The sequence below is a fragment of the Parasphingopyxis sp. genome, assembly GCF_028279465.1.
In the GTDB taxonomy this organism is placed as follows: Bacteria; Pseudomonadota; Alphaproteobacteria; order Sphingomonadales; family Sphingomonadaceae; genus Parasphingopyxis.
Window position 1 is genome coordinate 267,677 of sequence record NZ_JANQNS010000015.1, and the last position, 23,083, is coordinate 290,759.

20 protein-coding genes are annotated in these 23,083 nt (G+C 64.3%); 8 read left to right on the plus strand and 12 right to left on the minus strand.

Translation table 11 applies throughout. From position 1 onward, the window contains the following. Window positions 1-36 precede the first annotated feature (36 nt). From Q0974_RS10735 to Q0974_RS10750, 4 genes are all read left to right on the plus strand, one after another. A complete protein-coding gene (locus Q0974_RS10735; RefSeq protein WP_299327437.1) occupies window positions 37-366 on the plus strand; it encodes an Hpt domain-containing protein in 330 nt (109 codons plus the stop codon). A 116-nt stretch (window positions 367-482) separates the two neighbouring features. Then, window positions 483-1,721 carry a hypothetical protein gene (locus tag Q0974_RS10740; protein WP_299327439.1) on the plus strand — a complete coding sequence of 413 codons (1,239 nt, stop codon included), beginning with the start codon at window positions 483-485 and terminating at the stop codon, window positions 1,719-1,721. 53 nt (window positions 1,722-1,774) lie between these two features. Beyond that, complete coding sequence (locus Q0974_RS10745) at window positions 1,775-2,911, plus strand: DUF2336 domain-containing protein (protein WP_299327441.1); 1,137 nt, start codon at window positions 1,775-1,777, stop codon at window positions 2,909-2,911. After that, window positions 2,911-4,281: a HAMP domain-containing sensor histidine kinase gene (locus Q0974_RS10750; protein WP_299327442.1), complete on the plus strand. Its 1,371-nt coding sequence runs from the start codon at window positions 2,911-2,913 to the stop codon at window positions 4,279-4,281. The genes Q0974_RS10745 and Q0974_RS10750 overlap by 1 nt, the downstream gene beginning before the upstream one ends. Before the next feature lie 3 nt (window positions 4,282-4,284). On the opposite strand, the gene Q0974_RS10755 is transcribed toward Q0974_RS10750, so the two are convergent. Both Q0974_RS10755 and gltX read right to left on the minus strand, forming a co-directional pair. Continuing rightward, window positions 4,285-5,568: a citrate synthase gene (locus Q0974_RS10755; RefSeq protein ID WP_299327443.1), complete on the minus strand. Its 1,284-nt coding sequence runs from the start codon at window positions 5,566-5,568 to the stop codon at window positions 4,285-4,287. A gap of 13 nt (window positions 5,569-5,581) precedes the next feature. Then, a complete protein-coding gene (gene gltX, locus Q0974_RS10760; RefSeq protein WP_299327445.1) occupies window positions 5,582-7,015 on the minus strand; it encodes a glutamate--tRNA ligase in 1,434 nt (477 codons plus the stop codon). A gap of 26 nt (window positions 7,016-7,041) precedes the next feature. On the opposite strand from gltX, the gene Q0974_RS10765 reads away from it, so the two are divergent. Continuing rightward, window positions 7,042-9,174 (plus strand): ComEC/Rec2 family competence protein, encoded by a 2,133-nt coding sequence (locus tag Q0974_RS10765; protein ID WP_299327447.1) that lies wholly within the window; start codon window positions 7,042-7,044, stop codon window positions 9,172-9,174. Here Q0974_RS10765 and lexA read toward each other — a convergent pair. The 5 genes from lexA to trpD all read right to left on the minus strand — a co-directional run bounded on the left by lexA (window position 9,168) and on the right by trpD (window position 13,323). Beyond that, window positions 9,168-9,824 (minus strand): transcriptional repressor LexA, encoded by a 657-nt coding sequence (gene lexA, locus Q0974_RS10770; RefSeq protein WP_299327449.1) that lies wholly within the window; start codon window positions 9,822-9,824, stop codon window positions 9,168-9,170. The genes Q0974_RS10765 and lexA overlap by 7 nt on opposite strands. 74 nt (window positions 9,825-9,898) lie before the next feature. Beyond that, complete coding sequence (glp, locus tag Q0974_RS10775) at window positions 9,899-11,086, minus strand: gephyrin-like molybdotransferase Glp (RefSeq protein WP_299327451.1); 1,188 nt, start codon at window positions 11,084-11,086, stop codon at window positions 9,899-9,901. Beyond that, window positions 11,083-11,553: a cyclic pyranopterin monophosphate synthase MoaC gene (gene moaC, locus Q0974_RS10780; RefSeq protein WP_299327453.1), complete on the minus strand. Its 471-nt coding sequence runs from the start codon at window positions 11,551-11,553 to the stop codon at window positions 11,083-11,085. Before moaC ends, glp begins: the two co-directional genes overlap by 4 nt. Beyond that, on the minus strand, window positions 11,546-12,340 hold the full coding sequence (trpC, locus tag Q0974_RS10785) for an indole-3-glycerol phosphate synthase TrpC (protein WP_299327455.1): 795 nt from the start codon (window positions 12,338-12,340) through the stop codon (window positions 11,546-11,548). The genes moaC and trpC overlap by 8 nt, the downstream gene beginning before the upstream one ends. Further along, complete coding sequence (gene trpD, locus Q0974_RS10790) at window positions 12,337-13,323, minus strand: anthranilate phosphoribosyltransferase (protein WP_299327457.1); 987 nt, start codon at window positions 13,321-13,323, stop codon at window positions 12,337-12,339. The genes trpC and trpD overlap by 4 nt, the downstream gene beginning before the upstream one ends. A gap of 128 nt (window positions 13,324-13,451) precedes the next feature. Here trpD and Q0974_RS10795 point away from each other — a divergent pair, with 128 nt between their 5' ends. Then, window positions 13,452-14,174: a hypothetical protein gene (locus Q0974_RS10795; RefSeq protein WP_299327459.1), complete on the plus strand. Its 723-nt coding sequence runs from the start codon at window positions 13,452-13,454 to the stop codon at window positions 14,172-14,174. A gap of 5 nt (window positions 14,175-14,179) precedes the next feature. On the opposite strand, the gene Q0974_RS10800 is transcribed toward Q0974_RS10795, so the two are convergent. Then, a complete protein-coding gene (locus tag Q0974_RS10800) occupies window positions 14,180-14,770 on the minus strand; it encodes an aminodeoxychorismate/anthranilate synthase component II (RefSeq protein WP_299327461.1) in 591 nt (196 codons plus the stop codon). 153 nt (window positions 14,771-14,923) lie between these two features. On the opposite strand from Q0974_RS10800, the gene Q0974_RS10805 reads away from it, so the two are divergent. Beyond that, window positions 14,924-16,993 carry a M13 family metallopeptidase gene (locus Q0974_RS10805; protein WP_299327463.1) on the plus strand — a complete coding sequence of 690 codons (2,070 nt, stop codon included), beginning with the start codon at window positions 14,924-14,926 and terminating at the stop codon, window positions 16,991-16,993. 27 nt (window positions 16,994-17,020) lie between these two features. Next, window positions 17,021-17,149 (plus strand): hypothetical protein, encoded by a 129-nt coding sequence (locus tag Q0974_RS10810; protein ID WP_299327465.1) that lies wholly within the window; start codon window positions 17,021-17,023, stop codon window positions 17,147-17,149. 186 nt (window positions 17,150-17,335) lie between these two features. On the opposite strand, the gene cls is transcribed toward Q0974_RS10810, so the two are convergent. The 4 genes from cls to Q0974_RS10830 form a co-directional block, all read right to left on the minus strand. After that, the gene (gene cls, locus Q0974_RS10815; protein WP_299327467.1) at window positions 17,336-18,772 is read right to left on the minus strand and encodes a cardiolipin synthase; all 1,437 of its coding nucleotides are present in this window, start codon (window positions 18,770-18,772) and stop codon (window positions 17,336-17,338) included. 29 nt (window positions 18,773-18,801) lie between these two features. Continuing rightward, entirely contained in the window at window positions 18,802-19,332 is a 531-nt protein-coding gene (locus Q0974_RS10820; protein ID WP_299327469.1) for an HdeD family acid-resistance protein, read from the minus strand. A gap of 110 nt (window positions 19,333-19,442) precedes the next feature. Further along, entirely contained in the window at window positions 19,443-20,951 is a 1,509-nt protein-coding gene (gene trpE, locus Q0974_RS10825) for an anthranilate synthase component I (protein WP_299328492.1), read from the minus strand. 31 nt (window positions 20,952-20,982) lie between these two features. Further along, window positions 20,983-22,938 (minus strand): peptidyl-prolyl cis-trans isomerase, encoded by a 1,956-nt coding sequence (locus Q0974_RS10830; protein WP_299327471.1) that lies wholly within the window; start codon window positions 22,936-22,938, stop codon window positions 20,983-20,985. Window positions 22,939-23,083 lie beyond the last annotated feature (145 nt).

Genomic DNA, 23,083 nt, shown 5'->3' on the forward strand with positions numbered 1-23,083 from the left:
AACGGAGCGTTAACGGCGATGCTTTAAAGCCACACCATGGCCTATGACCCTGGAGCATTGGACAAAACCCTGGCGGCGGCGGTCGGCGACGATCCGGCGCTGATTGTCGAGCTGCGTTCGGCCTTCTTCCAGAGCGCTCGGCGGCAGGTTTCCGCGCTTCACAATGCGGTCAACGATCAGCAATGGCAGGTCGCGGCCTGGCGGCTGAAAGGGCTTGCGGCGAGCTTCGGTGTCGTCGATCTGATGGCGCTCGCCAATGAAGCGGCCGAAGGCGTGCCCTTCGACCAGGCACTGCTCCAGCGCATCGATAAATCGCTGGCCGGCTTTTCGTCCGCCGACGCGGAATCGGAAAAAGGCGGGGAATAGCCCGCCCTTTGTGAGCACTCCTCTGCGAGCAATCCCCGGATTTCCAAGGCGAATGGCTTTGCAAGCCTGTATCTCTGCGCGTATCGCATCGAGCCAATGGCTTTGGGACGCACATCATGGCCTTTGCGGCGCTGATTGCCGCCTATCAGGAGGCCGATGACGGCGAGGCGGGCCTGCGCGCGCTCTTGCCCATGGCGGGCCGCAGCCTTCTCGAAAATCAGGTCCGGCGGGCGATAACGGCGGGCGCCAGCCATGTCGTAATCCTTGTCGAACGCGTGCCGGCGGCGCTTAGCGCGGCGATCGACCGGCTCAAGCGCGATGGCATAGCGGTCAATCTCGCACGCGATCCGATGGCGGCGGCGGATTATTTCCATCCCGAGGAACATGTCCTCCTCGTCGCAGACGGCCTCGTCGCCGCGCCGGACTGTTTCGAGGCGATGGCCGCGCGCGTTGCGCCGACATTGCTGGTCGTGGCCGATACGCCGGAAAACGAAGACTTTGAGCGGGTCGATGCCGATCATCGCTGGGCGGGCCTCGCGCTCACCGATGTGGATGCCGTGTCGACAACGGCCGCAATGCTCGGGGATTGGGATCTGCAATCGACATTGATGCGCCGGATCGTGCAGGGCGGCGCGGATTTTCTGCCGGTCGACGGCGATTCCGGCGTTGTCATCGATGCCAGCGAGGCGGTCGTCTTGGCCGAGCATAGCGGGCGCAGCCGGGATGCCGGCCATTCGATGCTCGAGCGGAACAGCCTGCAGGCCGGGAGCTGGCCGGAACGCTTTATCTACGCACCTGTGACGTCCCGAATTGCGCCGCTTTTGCTCGATCGGCGGGTCGAACCGATCTGGCTCCGGGTGGCGGCAATCGCGCTGACCATCGGCGGCGCGGCGGCGTTCTGGTGGGGCTGGTTGTGGACCGGGTTCGTGCTCCTGTTGCTCGCGGGGCCGCTGGATGCGATCGCGGCGCGGATCGATCTGGCGCGATTGCGCGATTATGACGGTGGTTGGGAAATCCGGTTCGCCAAGGGCATCTCGCAGGGCCTCGCCATTCTCGCGCTCGGGCGCTTCGCGATGGTGACGTCCGGCGAGTTGGCCTATTTCATCGCGTCCGTCGTCGCGCTGGCGATACTCATTCTCGCCAATCGGGAGATGTATGTGCTGCGCAAATCGCTCGATGGCGAGCACCGGGCTTTGCCCTGGTTTATCGACGGAAATGCCGCGATCTGGCTGATCGTGCCGTTCGCGGCGTCGGGTTTCTGGTTTTTCTGGCCTGCCGCGGTTGCGATATATGCCGCTATATCGCTGTTTTTCATGCAGAATATGCTCAAGGAAGCCATTCGTCGCCGCGATTGAACGATCAAACAGGATTAGCACGGTCTTAACGACGTTTCCGCTATATCCTGACCATGTCCGATGCCGTCCATTCCGCTGCGGAAACCGCGGAAGAGCACGCTGCTGCGCTGCTCGCGGCCGCCGTGCGCGCAGCAGACGGGCGTCATCCGGGCGCCGGGGCGAGCCTGTCCGCCCTGATCCGGCCCGAGCATTACAAGCTGAGCGAGGTTGAACGGCTCACCGTACGCCGCTTGCTGAAAGGGCTTGTCGAGACGGTCGAAGCCGATCTCCGCGCCAGACTGTTGAACGCCGGCGCGTTGCCGGATGTGGAGGAATTTACCGCATCGCTTGGCGCGGCCCATGTCGCCATCGCATGGCCCATGCTCAGCCAGTCCGGGCTGCCCGATGATCGCGCGTTGGCGGAACTGCTCGTCAGGCGCAGCCGGACATTCGCGATCGGCCGCCAGTTGCGGCGCAATGCGGTGTCGACCGAAAATGGACGGCTGGAGACGCTGACCGACCATGGCGATGATGCCATTGCCGCCGATGCGATGGACCTGCTGATCGCCGAAAGCCGGACCAATGACCGGTTCGACGACCCGAAGGTCATGCGGTCCGATCTGTCGGATCCTTCCGACCGGCAACTGGTCTGGACGGTTGCGGCCGCGTTGCGGCGCTATGGCGTGCAGCTTCACGGCATCGAACCCTCCGCACTTGATCCTGCAATCGCCGATACCACTACGGCGATGCTGGGAGATCGCGGCGATATGCGGTCGCTCGAAGGCATTGCGATGCAGCTGGCCGGACGCCTGCATCGGGCTGACCTGGCCGACGATGCGCTGCTCGTCGAAACGCTCAACAGCGCGCGGCTGACGCTCTATGTCGCTTTGCTTGCGGCGCGCGGGGATCTGCCGTTCGGCGTCGCCTGGGAGATGGCGGTGCTGCCCGACGCTCCGAGCCATATGCTGCTGCTAAAGTCGCTCGGTGTCGCGCGCGAGGCGGCGTCTCACCTGCTCGTCGCCATGACGCGCGCGCTGCTGGCCGATGACCGGCTTGCGGATGAACGGGCGGCCGAATGGGTTCAGAGTTATGACCGGTTGCAGCCGGCCGATATCGAGCGCGCGATGCGGTCCTGGCGGCTCGATCGCGACTATCGCGATGCAATTGCCGCCCTGCGCGGCCGATCCTTTTCGGAACGCGGTGTTTCGTGATGGATATCGACAAGATGACCGATCCGGCCTTTGGCCGCGTGGATCGCGACGGATGTCTCGTCGCTGCCGATCCGCCGCTGGCCGATCTGCAGCGCAGCGCGGGTGGCGTGCCGGGCAAGCAATTGGCGATTCCGCAGGTCGCGGCGCTCGCCAAACTTGCCGAACGGCTCGGCATCGCCGTGTCGCGCTCCGTGATCGCGGCGGACGGCGATCACGATGTCGAGCTGCATATTCAGGCGGAACCCGATGACGATGGCGTCAATCTCGCCATTGGCGGTTGGGTCGAGCGTGAGCCCGCGCCGCCGGCAGCCGGCGATGCCGCGCTGCGGGAACATGATTTTTTGCGCGCGGACGCGGATTGGCTCTGGGAGACCGACCATGCGCTGCGCCTTACCGCGCTCTCGCCCGATGCCGAGCCGATGCTCGGCAACGCTTCCGCCTATATCGGGCAACCGCTGACCGGGCTGTTCCGCTTTGTTGAACGCGAAGACGGTGCGTTGCCGATCCTGAACGCGCTGGCCGAACATCGCCGCTTCGAACGCCAGGAAGCGGTGTTGCGGCAATCGGACGGTCAGCGTGTCGAGCTCACGGCCGTGCCGCTGATTGACGGCAATGGCCGGTTTGCGGGTTTCCGCGGCACGGCGGCGGCCATCGAATCTGCCTCTGCGCCAGCATCCACGTCGGAGACTGGCGGCGCGGTGTCGGATGTGTTTAGCGCGCAGGTCAGCCAGGCGCTGCGCGCGCCGCTCGATCGGATCGTCGCCAGCGCGCACAGCATCGAAGCCCAGCTCGATGGGCCGATCCGCGGCGATTATGCCGAATATGCGGGCGATATTGCGCGGGCCGGCCGCCATCTGCTCGGCCTGATCGACGATCTGGCGGACCTGCAGGCGGTCGAGCGCGACGATTTCACGCCCGAGGTGCAGGATATCGATCTGGCCGAAATCGCCCGGGATGCCGCCGGGTTGCTGACCGTGCGCGCCGCCGAAAAGAGTATCCGGATCGACCGCCCGGCCGATGACGAATCGCTGCCGGCCCGGGCCGATTATCAGCGTGTCTTGCAGATACTGGTGAACCTAGTGGGTAACGCCGTGCGCTTTGCGCCGGCCGAAAGCCAGGTCTGGATTCGGTGCGAGACGGAAGGCGATCTGGCCGCGGTCATCGTGGCCGATCAGGGGCGGGGAATTGCCCCGGACGATCAGCCGCGCATCTTCGAAAAGTTCGAGCGACTGGGCGCGGACGAGCCGGGTACGGGGCTCGGGCTTTACATCGCGCGCCGCCTCGCCCGGGCGATGGGCGGCGACATCAACGTCGACAGTGCGATGGGGCAGGGCGCGCGGTTCGTGCTCACGCTGCCGGTTGGCGATTAGCGTTTAGCGGCTGCCCACCGGCACATAATCGCGCTGTTCGGGACCTGTGTAGAGCTGACGCGGGCGGCCGATGGTCTGGTCGGGATCGGAGATCATTTCGTTCCACTGCGCGACCCAGCCGACCGTGCGCGCGATGGCGAAGAGCACGGTGAACATCGTCGTCGGGAAGCCAATCGCAGACAGGATCACACCCGAATAGAAGTCGACATTCGGATAGAGCTTCTTCTCGATGAAATATTCGTCGTTAAGCGCAATCTGCTCAAGCTCGCGGGCGACATCGAAGATCGGATCGTCGACGCCGAGCGTATTGAGCACATCGGTCGCCGTTTCCTTCATCACCTTCGCGCGCGGGTCGAAATTCTTGTAGACGCGGTGGCCGAAGCCCATCAGGCGGAACGGGTCCTCCTTGTCCTTGGCGCGGTCGATATATTCGCCGATCCGGTCGGGCGTGCCGATCTCGCGCAGCATGTTCAGCGCGGCTTCGTTGGCACCGCCATGCGCAGGACCCCAGAGGCAGGCGATGCCGGAGGCGATGCAGGCAAACGGGTTGGCGCCCGACGAGCCGGCGAGCCGCACCGTAGAGGTCGAAGCATTCTGCTCGTGATCGGCGTGGAGGATGAAAATCCGATCCATCGCCTTTTCGATTACCGGATCGAGCTCATATTCCTCGGCCGGCACGCCGAAGGTCATGCGCAGGAAGTTGCCAGTGTAGGAGAGGTCATTGTCCGGATAGAGGAACGGCTGGCCGATCGCATATTTATAGGCCATCGCCGCGATCGTCGGCATCTTCGCGATCATCCGGTGCGAGGCGATCATCCGCTGTTCGGGATCGGTGATGTCGGTCGAGTCGTGATAGAAGGCGCTGAGCGCACCCACGACGCCGCACATGATTGCCATCGGATGGGCGTCGCGCCGGAAGCCGCGATACAGTTCCTTCAGCTGCTCATGCACCATCGTGTGGAGCGTGATCGTCCGCTCGAAATCGGCGAATTCCTTGCTGCTCGGCAATTCGCCGTTGAGCAGCAGATAAGCGACCTCCATGAAGCTCGACTGTTCGGCGAGCTGTTCGATCGGATAGCCGCGGTGCAAGAGGATGCCCTGGCCGCCATCGATATAGGTCAGGCCGGATTCGCAGCTGGCCGTGGATTTGAAGCCGGGGTCGAAGGTAAACAGGCCGGTCTCGGAATAGAGCTTGCGGATATCAACCACATCGGGGCCGCACGATCCGGAGTGTACGCCATATTCATATTCACTATCGTTGACCGAGATTTTGGCGCTGTCGCCCATAAATTCACTCCTGCTATCCCGCCTGATCGGCGATCCGCGCCAGTGACTCCTCGCGGCCGAGGAGCAAAAGCACATCGAAAATGCCCGGCGATGTCGCACTGCCGGTCAGCGCTGCGCGCAAGGGTTGAGCGACCTTACCCAGCTTGAGATCGCGGGCTTCGGCAAACTCCCTGACGGCAGTGTCCAGCGCTTCTTCCGTCCAGTCCGGCAACGCTTCGAGATGCGGGACGAGAGCGGCGAGCCGCGCCGGCGCGTCATCCTGTAGCAGCATTTCCGCCTTCTCGTCCAGATTCAGGGGGCGGGTGCGAAATAAAAATCCCGCGCTCTCCGCCAATTCCCCGGTGGACTTGGCACGCGGCTTGATGCTTTCCATGCTGCGCTGCAGCAAGTCCTGCTCCTCGACGGTCAGTTCCCGGCCGATTTCAGCGGCGATTTTCGGCTCTGCGATTGTCGCCAGCCGGGCATTTTCGCTCTCCCGGATATAATGGCCGTTGAGATTGGTGAGCTTTTTCAAATCGAAGCGCGCCGCCGACTTGCCGACGCCATCCAGATCGAACCATTCGATAGCCTGCTCGCGGCTGATGATTTCGTCATCCCCATGCCCCCAGCCGAGCCGGAGCAGATAGTTGAATACGGCTTCGGGCAGCATGCCCATTTCGTCGCGATAGGCTTCGACGCCGAGCGCGCCATGGCGCTTCGAGAGTTTCGTGCCGTCGGGGCCATGGATCAGCGGGACATGCGCGTAGACGGGCTGCGGCCAGCCCATCGCGTCGATCAGCGCGCGCTGCCGGAAGGCGTTATTTAGATGATCGTCGCCGCGGATGACATGGGTGACGCCCATATCGTGATCGTCGACCGCCACGGCGAGCATGTAGGTCGGCGTGCCGTCGCCGCGCAGCATCACGAAATCGTCGATCTCGCTGTTGCGAACGGTCACTTTGCCCTGGACCGCGTCGTCGATCACCGTTTCGCCGTCGAGCGGCGTTTTCAGGCGGATGACGAACGGCGCGCCCTCGGGCGCTTCGGACGGGTCGCGATCGCGCCAGCGGCTGTCATAGCGGATCGGCTGCTTCGCGGCGCGCTGCTGTTCGCGCATCTCGGCGAGTTCTTCGGGCGTGGCATAGCAACGATAGGCCTTGCCTTGATCGAGCAAGGCATGGGCGACCTCGGCATGGCGATCGGCGCGCGCGAACTGATTGACTTCGTCGCCGTCCCAATCGAGGCCGAGCCAGCGCATGCCATCGAGAATTTTCGCTATAGCCTCGTCGGTCGAGCGCGCTCGGTCCGTATCCTCGATGCGGAGCTTGAACTCGCCGCCATGATGGCGCGCGTAGAGCCAGTTGAACAGCGCCGTGCGAGCGCCGCCGATATGCAGGAATCCGGTCGGGGACGGGGCGAATCGTGTTACAATGCGTTGCGTGCCATCGGCTTTTTCGGTTGCGCCCATGCGCGCTATCTCCAAGACTGGGAAAGATGCGGGGAATATTGGGAGCGCGCACTAGCATAGCGCCCGCCGGGCGACAATCGGATCGCGCGTCCCTGATCGACCGGCTCGAAGCGCATCTGGAACGCGAGCGCGATCAACTGCCGCTCTGGCTCCCGGTGGCGCTTGGCCTGGGGATCGCGACCTGGTTCGGGCTTGCAGACAGGAACGGCTGGATCGCGTTCATATTGGGCATGGCGGGACTGGCGGTCGCCGGATTCGCGTTCGGCCGCCGCCTGCGCTTGGGGCGCAGCATCGGCATTTTCGCGATAGTCGCCGCGCTCGGCTGCGCGCTGATATGGGCGCGGGCCGAATATCGGGCGACCGACACGCTGGACCGGCCCGTGGTGAGCCGCTTCACTGCCGAAATCGTCTCGGTCGAACATTTGCCGGCGCGCGAAAGCGTCCGGCTGATGATGCGCAATCCCGGCGATCCGGAACTGCCCGAGCAGTTTCGGGTCAACCTCGCCGAGGACATGGTGACCGATGCGGTCGCCGTGGGCGCTTGGGTGACGCTAGATGCGCGGCTTATGCCGCCGCCGGGCGCGACGGTGCCGGGTGGTTATGACTTTGCACAGCGCGCCTGGTTCGAACGGATCGGCGCGACCGGCCGCGCCTGGGGCGAGGTGGAGATCGTCCGGTCGGCGGCTGGCGATAGCTGGCGCGGATGGCTCGAAGAACGGCGAGCGACATTAGCGGCGCATGTTGCGGACCGCGTCGGCGGACGGGAAGGCGCGATCGCTGCGACGCTCGCAACCGGCGATCGCGGACGAATTGCCGAGGAGGATGCCGAAGCCATGCGACGCAGCGGTCTTGCGCATCTGCTCGCGATCAGCGGCCTGCATGTGACGGCTGTGATTGGCGTTGCGCTGCTGCTGACGCTCAAGCTGCTGGCGCTGAGCCCGAAACTCGCGCTCAACGCGCCGCTGATCCTGATCGCTGCCGGGGCAGGGGCCTTGGCGGGCCTCGCCTATACGCTGTTTACCGGCGCCGAGGTGCCCACCGTGCGCGCCTGTATCGCGGCGATGCTTGTGTTGATCGGCGTGGCGCTCGGGCGCGATGCGATAACATTGCGGCTCGTGGCGACTGGTGCGCTTGTCGTGCTGTTGTTCTGGCCGGAAACGCTTGTCGGGCCGAGCTTTCAGCTCAGTTTTGCGGCGGTGACGGCGATCATCGCGTTGCACGAGCATCCGCGTACGAAAAAGCTGCTCTCGCGGCGCGACGAACCCTGGACGGCGAAGATGGGGCGGTTCACGCTCGGGCTACTACTTACCGGCCTCGTCGTCGAGATCGCGCTGATGCCGATCGCGCTGTTCCACTTCAACAAGGCGGGGCTGTACGGCGCGCTCGCCAATATTGTCGCGATCCCGCTGACGAGCTTTGTCATCATCCCGCTCGAGGCGCTGGCGCTGTTTCTCGATATTTTCGGCCTCGGTGCGCCGGTCTGGTGGCTGGTCGGTCAAACGCTCGGCCTGCTGCTCGATATCGCGCATGGCGTCTCGACGACACCCAGTGCCGTCGCCTTACTGCCTGCGATGCCCATGGCCGCCTATGCGCTGATGATAGTTGGCGGATTGTGGCTCTGCCTCTGGAAGAGCGGATGGCGCGTCTGGGGCCTGGCACCGATCCTCGCCGGGGCGATCTGGGCGCTCGTCACGCCGCCGGCCGATATCCTCGTAACCGGCGACGGTCGCCATATGGCGATCCGCGAGAGCGACGGTACGCTCGCGCTGCTCCGCCCGCGGGCCGGCGACTATGTGCGCGACATGTTCAACGAAACATCGGGCGTCGAAGATGTCGCCGGTGCGCTCGACGATCTGCCGACTGCCTGGTGCAACGCGGACAGCTGCCGCGCGACCCTATGGCGCGGTGGTCGGCAATGGCGGATTTTCGCGACGCGCAGCCGCTACTATCTGCCCTATCCGGATCTGGTCCGCGAATGCGCGGCTGCGGATATCGTCATCAGCGACCGGCGGATGCCGGAGGGCTGCACGCCGCGCTGGCTGCTGGCGGACCGCACCATGCTGCGCGAAACGGGCGGGCTGGCGATCAGCCTGTCCCCGCCCGGGGTCAAAACGGTGCTGGAACCCGGCGACGATCGCCCGTGGCGCCGCCGTCAGTAACGGCGGAGCAGGCCTGCCAGCGTGCCCTGAATCGCCACCTGTTCCGGCGCATAGCGCTGCGGCTCATAGTTGCGGTTGGCCGGATCGAGCCGGATCATCGAACCCTCGCGGCGGAAGGTCTTGAGCGTGGCTTCTTCCCGATCGATCAGCGCGACGACGATTTCGCCTTCGCGTGCCGTATCGGCCTTTCGGATCAGCGCATAATCGCCATCGAGAATGCCTTCCTCGACCATCGAGTCACCGGCCACTTCGAGCGCATAATGTTCGCCGCTGCCGAGAAAGGCGGCGGGCACGCTCAGACTGTCCTGGCCTTCGATCGCCTCGATCGGCTGGCCGGCGGCAATCCGTCCGTGCAGGGGGAGGTCGAGCACATCGTTCGCGGCGACCGGCATCATTTTCGGCGCGGTCGTGACGGGCGAGGATTTCGCGCCCGATTGATCGGGCATGCGGAGGATTTCCAGCGCGCGGGCGCGGTTCGGCAGGCGGCGAATGAACTCGCGTTCTTCGAGCGCGGAGATCAGCCTGTGGACGCCCGATTTCGATTTGAGATCGAGCGCATCCTTCATTTCCTCGAAGGACGGGGAAATGCCGGTTTCGGACAGACGGTCGTGGATGAACATCAGCAGCTCATGCTGTTTCTTGGTCAGCATCGCGTATCGCCTCCTCCAATTCTGTTCCGCTTAGGGAACGAACGGGGAACGTGTAGGAAACAAAAGATTCGCTGTCAAGCGAGGGCTAGGATGTCGACCATATCGCCGGCGCGGGCTGGCGCGCTTCCGGCCGGGCGGCGGATCAGCAGTTGCGTATGGGCGAGCGCGGCGAGCGCGGCGCTGCTTTGTTGCGGCAGTGCTTCGACCGCGCCGTCGCACCAACACCCGCGGAGGAATTCCGTCCGGATACCGATGGCCGGTAGGTCGGTGGCGAGCCGGGCTGGTTTGAATGCGGGCAGCGGATCGCTGGCACCGGCGAGATGCGCGATCAGCGGTTCGAGAAACAGCTTTGCCGTGACGAATGCCGAGGCCGGGTTGCCCGGAAGCCCGAGCACGACGGTGCGGCCGAGCGTGCCCGCCATCAGCGGTTTGCCGGGTTTCATCGCGATCCGCCAGAAATCGATTTCCGCGCCTGCGGCTTCCAGCGCCGGCCGGACCAGATCGTGATCACCGACCGACGCACCGCCGATTGTGACAATCACATCGGCCTCGCTTGCTGCATCCAATGCCTTCGCCAGAGCTTCGCGTGTATCGGGAACGATGCCGATATCGTCGATAGCAACCGGCAATCCGGCAAGCTGCGCGGCGATCATCGGCCCGTTGGAGGCGGGCAGCTGCGCGGCTTCGGCGGGTTCACCGGCCGGAACAAGCTCGTCTCCGGTCGAAATCAGCGATATCCGGATATCGCGGCGTACCGGCAGCGTGCCATGTCCACCGGCAATGGCCAGTGCGAGCGCGGGCGGTGTCAGTTTCGCGCCTGTCGGCAGCAATATGTCGCCCTCGGCAAAATCGCGGCCCCGCTTTCGAACGTGCGCGCCCATTTCGGGCGGTCCTTCACCCGCCAGGCTCAAGCGGTCGCCGTCTCGGGTGGCTTCTTCCTGGATCAAAACCGTGTCCGCGCCGACCGGCATGGCCGCCCCGGTGAATATCCGCGCCGCTTCGCCCGGCGACAGCGCGTTATCGAGCGGTGCGCCGGCGGCGCTTTCGCCAACCACCGTCCACGGCCCCGGGCATTCGGCGAAACGGATCGCATAGCCGTCCATCGCGGACAGATCGGCAGCGGGTTGCGTGCGCTGCGATGCGACATCTTCGGCGAGCCAGCGGCCGGCCGCCTCCGCTACGGGCAGGACGACGCTCTCAACCGGCGATCCCAGCGCCAACAGCCGCGCCTGCGCATCTTCGAGCGGCAGCAGGCCGGTCATTCCGCCGTCCAGTCGCCCGATCGTCCTCCGGATTTGGCGAGCAGCCGGATCTCGCCGATGCGCATGCCGCGATCGAGCGCCTTCGCCATGTCGTAGACCGTGAGCAGCGCCACCGATACGGCGGTCAGCGCCTCCATCTCGACGCCGGTCTTGTGCGTCGTGCGCACCGTGGCGGTGGCCGTCACCCCGCCTTCGTCGGCTTCGAGTTCCAGCGTCACGCCGGTCAGCGGCAGCGGGTGGCAAAGCGGGATGAGATCGGCCGTCTTCTTCGCCGCCATGATCCCGGCGATCCGCGCGGTGCCCAGCACATCGCCTTTCTTGATATTGCCGTCGCGGATCGCGGCGGCGGCCTCGGCGGACATCGCGATCCGCCCGGTCGCGGTCGCCTCGCGCGGCGTTTCCGCCTTGTCCGACACATCGACCATGCGCGCCGCGCCGGTCTCGTCGATATGCGTGAGATTAGCCATGGCCCGTCAATAGCATGCGCGTCGCGCTTTCGACATCCGCCTGCCGCATCAGCGATTCCCCGACGAGGAAGGCGCGCACGCCGCTTTCCGCCAGCCGGTCGCAATCCGCCTTGGTCGCGATACCGCTTTCGGAAACAAGGAAATGCGTGTCGGGCACGCGTGCGGCAAGCCGTTCGGTGGTCGCGAGATCGGTCGTGAAGGTCTTGAGGTTACGATTGTTGATCCCGAGCAGCGGCGATTGGAGCGCAAGTGCGCGCTCCAGTTCCCTTTCGTCATGCACTTCGACCAGCACGTCCATGCCATGGCCCAGCGCGGCGGCTTCGATCTCCGCCATCGGCCCGTCCTCGAGCGCGGCGACGATGATCAGGATCGCATCGGCGCCGAGCGCGCGTGCTTCTGCGACCTGCCAGGGATCGACCATGAAGTCCTTGCGCAGGACGGGGAGGGCGCAGGCCGCGCGCGCTGCGACCAGATAGTCGTCCGAGCCCTGAAAATAAGGTGCGTCGGTCAATACGGAGAGACAGGCAGCCCCGCCCGCTTCATAGGCCTGCGCATGGGCGGGCGGATCGAAAACTGCGCGGATCAGGCCCTTGGACGGGCTGGCCTTCTTGATCTCTGCGATTAGCGCATAGCCAGTTTCCGCTTTGGCTTTGAGCGCGGCGAGAAAACCGCGTGGCGCATCGCTTTCGCCGGCCTCTGCCTCGAGAGCGGATATGGACGTTGCGGCTTTGCGGCGTGCAACCTCTTCCCGCTTTGCCGCACAGATTTCGGCAAGCGTGTCGCTCACCGGAAATCGATCCAGCGGTCGAGCAAGTCTTTAGCAGCGCCATCGTCGATGGCGTTTGCCGCCTGCACCACGCCATGTTCCCAGCCGCCGGCGCGGCCCGCAACGATCAGCGCGCCGGCCGTGTTGAGCAATACGGCATTGCGATAGCCGCCTTTTTCGCCATCAAAGAGGCGCCGCAGCGCCGCGGCGTTGAATTCGGGATCGCCGCCCCGGATCGCTTCGATCGGAAAGCTGTCCAGCCCGCCATCGTCGGGCGTCACCCGGTCGCCGACATCGACGCTGCCGAAACTGCCGATGCGGCTCGGGCCGGAAATCGAGAGTTCGTCGAGCCCTTCCTCGCCCGAAACGACCATGGCTCCGTCCGCGCCGAGTTCGCGCAATGCTTCGGCATAGACCGGCACATAATCGGGGCGGGCGATGCCGATGAGCTGGCGCTTGACGCCGGCGGGGTTGGAGATCGGGCCCATCAGGTTGAAGATCGTACGTTTGCCGATACGTTTGCGGATCGGCGTGATGCGCCCCATCGCCGGATGGTGATTGGCGGCATGCAGAAAACAGATGCCGAGCTTCGCCAGACTGCGCTCCGCGATCTCCCCGGCATGATCGAGATCGAGGCCGAGTGCTTCGAGTGTGTCGGACGCGCCGGCCTTGCTCGATGCCGCGCGATTGCCATGTTTGGCGACGGGTACGCCGAGCGATGCGACGACGATGGACACGGCAGTCGAGACGTTAAGCGTGTGTTGCCCGTCCCCGCCCGTGCCGCAGACATCGATCGCGCCATCGGGTGCATCGATCCCGATCAGCCGTTCGCGCATCGCGGTGGCGGCCGCGGCAATCTCGATCGCCGTTTCGTCGCGCTCAGTCATCACGGTGAGGAAATGCTCAATATCCTCTTCGCTCGGCTTGCCGTCGAGCATGTCGGCAAAGGCCTGATAGGCGGTCGCGCGGTCGAGGGGCGCGGTCGGATCGGGGAGACTGGTCATAGGCCGCGCGTCAAAGCATGGGGCGATGCGAAAGGCCAGATAGAAAATCTGCACGTATGGACAGGCGTTGCATACAGAATGGCGCTTTCATGTTATTCGGGCGGTGCAAGACGAGGGGGCTTTATCTGATGAGAGTTATTGCATTGGCGGCTCTGGCGCTGGGCGCCTGTTCCGGTGGCGTGTCCGAGGACGCTGCCGAAAGCGAAGAAGCGCCCGTCGATACGGGCGGTGTCGCGGCCACGATTGTGAGTTCCGGCGGACCTGATAGTTGCGCCTATACATGGGACGGGCAGACCATCACGCCGGATGGCATTCTCGGCCGCGCGGTCGTGGTGGTCGGCGACGCGATCCAGACCAATGACGGCGTCAACAATATGACCGAGGAGGATCTGCCGCTCATCCGCTTCGAAGCCGATGCCGACGCGCCATTTCACTGTACCTCGATCGCCATCGGTACGATCCGCGCGACCGGCTTTACCGGCGGCACGCTGCGCGCCGCGGGCACTGAGCAAGACGTGAACATATTGTTCGAGGTTGCCGGTTTCGAAGGCAATCCACCGCGCACTGTGGCCGCGATGGATGGAGCGGGCGCGATCACGGTGACCGGCAGGCCCGTCGCACTCGCCGATCTCGGCCGCGAGATCGTCGCCACGCCGGACATGGGCCAGATCGTCGGCGCGGGCACCTTGTTTCTATTGCCCTCGGCCGACACGCCGTTCGGTCAAGTGCTCGAGGCCGCCGACACGGTGTTCCAGAGTGGCGGCCGGGCGACACTCGCCAGTTGCTACAACCCGACATTTGACCGGCCCTTCGCGGCGGACCAGACGGGAACGCCACTGCCCGAGTGCTAGGGGCGCTAAGCGGTTTCCAAAACTGCCATCCCCGCCAGCCGCATGAAATTGGCCAGCAACGCATGGCCATGTTCGGTGGCGATGCTCTCAGGGTGGAACTGCACGCCGTGGATCGGCAGGCTTTCGTGGCGGAAGCCCATTACCGTCGCGTCCGGGCCGCGGGCGTTGATGATAAGGCTATCGGGCAGGCCGTCCTCAGGCACGATGAGTGAATGATAGCGCGTTGCCGTAAAGGGCGAGGGGAGGTCGGCGAACACGCCGGTGCCGTCATGCTCGACCGGCGAGGTCTTGCCGTGCATCAGGCCGCCCTGGATCACGCGGCCGCCGAAATGCTGGCCGATGGACTGATGGCCGAGGCACACGCCGAGCAGCGGTTTTTCCGCGTCCGCGCAGGCGGCGACGAGATCGAGGCTGATGCCCGCTTCGTTGGGCGTGCAGGGGCCGGGCGAGATCAGGAAAGCCGAGGCGCCCGACGAGATCGCCTGTCCCGCCGAAATCGCATCGTTGCGCACAACATCGACTTCGGTACCAAGCTCGCGCAGATAATGGACGAGATTCCAAGTGAAGCTGTCATAATTGTCGATGACGAGGATCATGCGGGCCTGCCTATCGGGTAGAGGCAGCGCCGCCAAGAGCTGTCATCCGTCGATCCCCGGCACCGACTTGTCGAACCGCGCTGCCCTAGATAGGTAATGCACCTATTATCTTGCATCTTTTGCAACGCGCATATCGACTTCCGGGAGTTCATCATGACCGTTCGTTCCATCGCCCTTGCCGCCGCGTCCGCGCTGGCGCTGACGGCTGCAACGCCAGCGCTCGCCGATCATCACGCCGCTTCGTCCGAAGCCGAGGCGCCGGCCGGCACCGCCGAGATCGGCCCATGGGGCATCGATCTCGAAGGCCGCAACCTAGCCGTCGACCCCGGCGACGATTTCTACGAATATGCGGGCGGCACCTGGATGGCGAATACCGAAATGCCGGGCGACCGCTCGCGCTACGGCTCGTTCGACATGCTGCGCGAACGCTCGGAGCAGCAGGTTCGCGCTATCCTGAACGATCTCGCCGCCGATCCCGAAGCGGCCGGCGCGACCGGTCAGATGGTCGGCGATTTCTACGGCGCATGGATGGACGAAGAGGCAATCGAAGCGCGCGGTACGGCGCCGCTCGCCCCTTATCTTGCGCGCATCGATGCGATCGAAGATCGCGCCGGCCTGCTCGAGATATTCGGAACCGTCGGTTACGATTCGCCGGTTGGCGTCGGGACGCTGCCCGATCCGGCCGACCCGACCCGCTACATAGCTTTCGCCAGCCAAGCCGGTCTCGGCATGCCGAGCCGCGATTATTATCTCGACGAGGGCGAGGACTATGTGGCGTTCCGCGCAGCCTATCGCGATTACATCATCCGCCTGCACGAACTGGCCGGTATCCCGGACGGCGCGGCGAAGGCCGATCGCATCATAGCGCTCGAAACGCAGATGGCCGAAGCGCATTGGGAACCGGCCCGCCAGCGCGATATCCAGCAGATCTACAATCCGATGAACCGCGAACAGCTTGCCGAGCTGGCGCCGCAATTCGACTGGAGCAACTGGCTGGACGGCATGGGCTTCGGCATCGTCGATACGGTCGTCGCGGCCGAAACCACGGCGATTACCGCAGCGGGCGAACTGCTCGACAGCGTGTCGCTCGATACCTGGAAGGAGTATCTGACCTTCCAGTTTATCAACGATCATGCCCATTTTCTGCCGCGGGCGTTCGACGAGGCGCAGTTCGAGTTTTTCGGCCGGACGTTGCGCGGCACGGAGGAGCAGCGCGAACGCTGGGAGCGGGGCGTGGCGCTAGTCAACGCGAATATCGGTGAGGCGATTGGCCAGATCTATGTCGACCGCCATTATTCGGGCGAGGCGCGGCGCCAGATGACTGAGCTGATCGTCAATCTGCGTGCGGCGCTGCGCGAGCGGCTCGAGAATAGCGACTGGATGGACGAGGAAACCCGGGCCGAGGCGTTCGCCAAGCTTGATGCTTTCGATCCGCGCATCGGCCATCCGGAGAGCTGGATCGACTATTCCGATCTCGAAGTGCGCCGTGACGATCTGCTCGGCAATGCCATCCGGGCGCAGCAATTTGCCGTCGATCTCGATCTGGAGCGGCTGCCCGAGCCCGTCGACCGCTCGCTCTGGGCGATGAACCCGCAGACGGTGAACGCCTATTACAGCCCGCTGACCAACCAGATCACCTTTCCGGCCGCGATCCTGCAGCCGCCCTTCTTCGATCCCAATGCCGACCCGGCCGTCAATTACGGTGCGATCGGCGCGGTGATCGGCCATGAGATCGGCCATGGCTTCGACGATCAAGGCCGCCGCTTCGACGGCACTGGGCGCATCCGCGACTGGTGGAGTGAAACGACTGAGCAGCAGTTCCAGGAACGCGCGGCGCGGCTTGGCGCGCAATATAGCGCGGTCGAAGTGCTGCCCGGCCTCAATCTCGACGGCGATCTCGGGATGGGCGAGAATATCGGCGACCTTGGCGGGGTCGAAATGGCTTACGCCGCCTATCAGCGCTATGTCGCCGATCATGGCGAGCCGCCGGTGCTCGACGGGCTGACCGGAGACCAGCGCTTCTTCCTCAGCTGGGCGCAGGTCTGGCGGGGGCTGATCCGCGAGAACCGGCTGCGCGAACAGGCGCTGACGGGGCCGCACAGCCCGCCTGAATATCGTACCAACAACGTCGTCCCGAATATCGATGCATGGTATGAAGCGTTCGATGTCGGGCCGGACAATGCGATGTATATCCCGCCCGAAGAGCGGGTGACGATCTGGTAGGGAGCATTTGATGGTGGGGTTTGGGCGATGGCCGAGACGATAACCGCGAATATCGCGCATCAGCTCGGCCGCGTCGAAGCGCGCCGACGGATCGCCGACGGGATGGACGGCTTTGCCGATGCCATCCCGGGCGGCGCGGTGACCGAAAAGCGCTAGGAAGAGGATATCGCCTTCTTCACGATCGAAGCGCTGGGCCAGCGCTTGGCGTGCCGCCTCGATGTGATGAACGATGTCGTCGTTGCAACATTCGAGCTGCCGACCTTGCTTCAACCGTTCGCAGGCGCAATTCGCAACAAGTTGGAGCAGTACGGGCCGAAATTGCTCGAAGTGTGAGACGCGTTCTTACAGCAAATCGCTGAGCAGCCGCGCGCTGTTTTCCATGGTCTTCGTGATCAGCGATCGCTGCGCCCAGCTTTCCTTTTCGAGCTGGGTGGCATTGTCGAAATAGCGGCGTTCGACTTCAGCGACCGCGCTCGCAACCTCGGGGCCATAGCATACCATGCTGGCTTCTGCGTTCAGCCGGAAGGAGCGTTCGTCCATGTTGCACGAGCCGATGACGGCGATGTCGCGGTCGATCCGGATATGTTTGGCGTGGACGAAACCGTTTTCGTAAAGGTGGATTTCGATTCCCGCGCGTAGCAGTTCGGCATAGTAGGAGCGCTGGGCGTTGCCGACCAGAAACCCGTCCGAATAGCGCGACAGCATGATGCGCACCTTCACGCCCCGCAGCGCCGCGCTGGTCAGCGCCGCGATGATCGAATCATTGGGAATGAAATAGGGCGTGACGATCACAATCTCCTCGCGCGCTAGGTTCATCGCCGCGACGAACAGCAGGTCTATGCCGCCAATCGGATAGTCGGGGCCGCTTGGCACGAACTGGGCCGGGACATCGCCGGCATCGGCGGAGGGCGCGAAGAGATTCGCCTCGTCCAACGCCGTGCCGCTTTCCAGATACCAGTCGCCGATAAAAACGGCCTGGAGCTCGGCAACGGCTGGGCCCTCGACGCGGATGACAAGCTCGACATTAGGCGGCGCGCTGCGGTCCGGCTGCGCATCGACTATATTCTGAGAGCCGGTAAAGCCGATCTTGCCGTCGATCACCGCGATCTTTCGATGGTTTCTGAGATCGACGCGCGAGGCGTTGCGGCGCATGCCGAGCGGCAGGATGCGATGGGCTTCGGCGCCCGCTGCCTCCAACCGCGCGAGGATCGGTTTCACCCAGCGGATCGAGCCGATGGCGTCGATCAGCACCCGGCAGGTAACCCCGCGTTCCCGGGCGCGCTCGACGGCCTGGAGGATTTTTCGGCCCGTCCGGTCGTCGGCGAAGATATAATATTGGAGATGGACATGATGCTCGGCCTTGTCGATTTCCGCGACGAGCGCGTCGATCGATCCGTCATAATCCTCCAGCAAGTCGATCCGGTTGCCTTTGACCGGTGGCAGACCAGCGAGCCCGCTGCCGAGATCGCCGATCTGATCGAGCCGGTCGGGCAGGTCCGCGCGCGTTTCGCGTGTGGCAATCCCCGCCTTGGCGATAGCGCGGCGCAGGATTTCCGGCAGTTCCTCGAACAATTTGCGCCGCCGTTTGGGATGTTTCGGTGAGCCGATGACGAGGAACAGCAACAAGGCAGGCAGCGGCGCGATGAAGAAGAGCAACAGCCAGCCGCGCGCGGCAGCGGGCGAGCGGCGGAAGGGCACGAGGATCAGCGCGCCGATCCGGATCACCCAGGAGGCGATCGTCAGCGCATAGGCCCAGAGAAAGGCGATCACGGCGCTCATTCAGCGGGTCCCGTTGCCACCATTTTTCGCTATCCGGCGGATGCCCGGGCTGCCTTGCGGCGGGCCATGCCGGCCGTCATCAGGAATATCCCGTTGGAAAGCAGTTCCATTGCGAGGATGATACCGAGCAGCCGGGTCGCGGACACCGGGAAATCGAGCATGACCCAAGCGGCGAAGACGACCGAAAGAATGCCCGAAATCAGCATCGGCCAGAAGAACTGCTTGTCCTGTGAGGCCTTGGAGAACAGGATTTTCGCGATCCCCGAAAGCAGGAACATGGTCGCGACAACGGCGGTCAATGCCAGGATTCCGGCCAGCGGATGGCCGAGCAGCGTGATTCCGAGAAAGATCGAAGCGATCCCGGCGAGGCCCGCCCAGATGCGGCCGCGCACGCCCGTCCCGCCGATCACGGCGACAAGCTGGGCTATGCCTGCGAAGACGAACATCCAGCCGGTCAACTGCTCGACCAGCAGTGTCGCACCGAATGGATTGAACAGCGCGACGATGCCCGCCGCAAAGGCGATCAGTCCGACGCCGAACCAGATAATCCAATTGTTCAAGACAGAGCCCCCATTCTGGCGACCGACCATGGCCGCGGGCGGAGTTCTAGCAGAAGAATCGGGGAAAGGCAGCGTTCGCGCTCGAACGGGGTTTGCATAACCGCCCGGGACTATTGCCCGAATCCGGGTTCGTCCGCCCTTTCGATAGCCTCGCGCGCGGCGGCGAATAGCGCGCCGGCCTTGGCTTCGCATTCGCGCTGTTCGTAATCGGCATTGCTGTCGGCGACGATGCCGGCACCTGCCTGAATATGCATGACGCCGTCTTTCACGACGGCCGTGCGCAATACGATGCAGCTGTCCATCCCGCCATCGGGCGAGAAATAGCCGACGCCGCCCGCATAGGCGCCGCGGCTTTCCGGCTCGAGTTCGGCGATGATTTCGCAGGCGCGTACCTTGGGTGCGCCCGATACGGTGCCCGCCGGGAAGCCCGCGAACAGCGCGTCGATCGCGCCATACTCGTCCTCGAGTTCGCCGGTCACGTTGGAGACGATGTGCATGACATGGCTGTAAAATTCGACGCCATAGCTGTCGGTGACGGTCACGCTGCCGGCTTTGGCGACGCGCCCGACATCGTTGCGGCCGAGATCGAGTAGCATCAGATGTTCGGCGCGCTCCTTGGGATCGGCGAGCAGGCTCTCGCGATTGGCCGCGTCTTCGCTGGCCGTCTTGCCGCGCGGGCGGGTGCCCGCAATCGGCCGGATCGTGACCTCGCCGTCGCGGGCGCGCACCAGAATTTCAGGGCTCGATCCGATCAGCGCGAAACCCGGTAGATCGAGAAAATAGAGAAAGGGCGAGGGGTTGATGCGCCTGAGCGCCCGGTAGAGATCGACCGGGGGCAGGGGGAAGTGCTGGGTGAAACGCTGGGCAAGCACGACCTGAAAGATATCGCCCGCCGCGATATAATCCTTGGCCGTTTCGACCATGCGGGCATAGTCGGCTGGGTCGAGCACGGCCTCGGGCGCGACGTCTGGTAGATCGGTGACCTTGCGGTGGCGCGGCAGATAGGGTGCGTTAAGCCGCGCGGCGGCGGTTTCGATCCGCTCCACAGCTTTGTCCACGGCCTTGCTTACCGATGCATCCGCAGATTCATCCCCATGACCGTCAAGCGCGGGCCAGATCGGCGCGACCAGATGCAGCTTGTCCTCAAGCCGGTCGAAGATGAGAATGAGCGTCGGCCGCACGAACAACATATCGGGCAAGGCGAGCGGATTGTCCGGCGGGCGCGGCAGGTCTTCGATCAGGCCAATGGTTTCGTAGCCGAAATAGCCGACGAGACAGGCGAGCGATTCGGGCAGTCCGTCCGGCACGTCCATCCGGCATTCGGCGACCAGCGCGCGCAACGCGGCGACGCTATCGCCCTCGGTTTCGATAAAAGCGTCCGAATTGCGTTCCCAGTTGCGATTGATCGCCGCCGTCGCACCGTTCGCCCGGAATACGAGATCGGGCGCGAGGCCGATATAGGTGTAACGGCCGCGGACATTGCCGCCCTCGACCGATTCGAGAATGAAATCGCCACGGCCCGGCTCGATCAGCTTGAGCGCCGCGCCGATCGGCGTGTCGAGATCGGCGAGCTGTTGGCGCCAGATCAACGCCGGCCGCCCGGCTTCGAGCGCCGCCATCGCCTCGGCGCGGCCAGTGCCGCCGGTCACGTCAATTGCTGCGGCCCGTAACCAGCCGCTCGGCCAGCGCCTCGATCGCCTCTTCGTTGCGCTCGATCGGATAGTCGGCGAGCACGGCGTTGATGAACTGTTCGGCATATTCGTCGGCGGTAACGGTGGCGAATTGCCGGCGGGTCGCTTCGACGATTTCGGGCGTGATCGCCTCCGGATCGCTCTGAATTTCGTCGAGCACGACGACATACCAGCCCTGATCGCGCGGCAGGCGGACGAGCTTGGCCGTTTCGGCCGCCATGCGGAAGAGTAGCCGGACGGGTTCGGGCACGTTCACACCGGCCTGCGAAATCGCCTGGCGCGTGGCGCGTGCCGGCTGCGGCGGTGGCAGGTCGATATCGGCCTCGGCCATGGCCTGTGACAACGGCATGCCGTTATTCACCTTGGCGGCGATCTCTCGCGCGATTGCACCGGCACGGCGGGCCGCGCGATCGGCAATAAAATCACGCGTCACGAAGTTGCGGATCGTATTGAGCGGCTGGGGCGCGCTGCGCGCAATCTCGGTCACATCGACCATCGCATAGCGTTCGTCGACGATGACCGGTACGAGCACCGCATCTTCGTCATCGTCGAGCGTGAAGGCCATTTCCAGGACCGGCGCCAGATCGGCCGTCGGCCGGAAATCGGGCTGTTGTGGTGCAAGGCCGTTCGGCGAAACAAGCGGCGTTGCGACAATGGTCAGACCCTTGTCGTCGGCGACTTCCTCGAAGGATGCGCCGTCTTCGATCGCATTTTCCATATCGAGATATAGCTGGGCGAGCGCTTCGTTGCCGAACTGCTCGGTAAGCGTCCGGACGATCTCGGGGCGGACCGCTCCAAGCGGTGTCGCGTCGCGATTGACGATGTCCGCGATGCGGATCACGTGCCAGCCAAGGCCGGAGCGGATGGGCTGGAGCAGCGTTCCCTCGCTTGCCCCAAAAGCGGCGGCCGCGATCTCCTCGGACGTCGAGTTCTCGAAACTTTCGAGGGTCACGCCGCTGACCTGGGTTGAAGGCGCCGTAAAGCCGCGATCGATAGCCTGTTCCACGAAATCGGCGCCGCCATCTACGGCTTGGTAGAAAGCGCGCGCATCGACCTGATCGGCAAGGATGATCTGCTGAAAAGTGCGCGTTTCGCTGCCGCCATAGGTATCGCTGTTCGCCGCATAATATTCGCGCACCTGCTCATCGGTCGGCGTCGGAATATCGACATCGTCGAGCGAGAATATCGCATAGCGGACAGACCGGCGTTCGGGCAGCGTGTAGCGCTGCAGATTCGCGTCATAGAAGGTCTGCAACTCTTCTGTCGTCGGCGGATTGCCTTGTGGCACGGTGCTGGAGGGAATGGAGGCGACCTGGCCGCTGCGCTCTTCGAGCAACAGGCCCGCATAGGGCCGCGCAATCGCGGCTGGAACCTGCGCATTCGCCGCGACGGGGCCAAGCAGGATGCTGATCAGCGTCTGCCGCTCAAGGTCCAAACGCACTTCGTCTTCGGTCAGGCCCTGCTGCGCCAATACCTGGCGGAAGGTCGGTTCGTCGAACGTACCGGTCAGGCCCTGAAATGCGGGGATTTCGGCGATCGTCGCATCGATCAGCCGCTTGCTGATGAGCAGGCCATAGTCGCGGGCAAAGGCGCTCAGTGCTTCGCCCTCCATATATTGGCTGATCGTCTCGTCGAGCCCGCCGCCTTCGATCAGTGCGGCCATATCGAGCCCGGGCTGCTGCTCGCGGGCATTTTGAAGGGCGCGCGTCACCAATTGCGCGATGCGCTCGTCATTGACTTCGACACCGTCGACCGTCGCCACTGTTGTGCCACCACGGCTCAGAAAGCCGGTGCCGCCGCCGCCTGGCGCGCTGATATCGGCCAAGGCAAAAGCCGCCGCGATCAGCGCGACAAAGGCCATCGCGAATAGAAGGCCGAGCTTCGAAGCGAACAGGTTCCGGAAAAAGCTGATCATGGAAACGCAATCTTCATGTTGGAAGGGGCGGGTTGATCCGTGCTTTACGGATGTGCTCGCGCGGCTTCAAGCATTGTTGCGCGATTGGCAGATGGCGATGCGGCGGTTATCAGGCCGCCGAACAAATCGCATCGGGGACACAGAC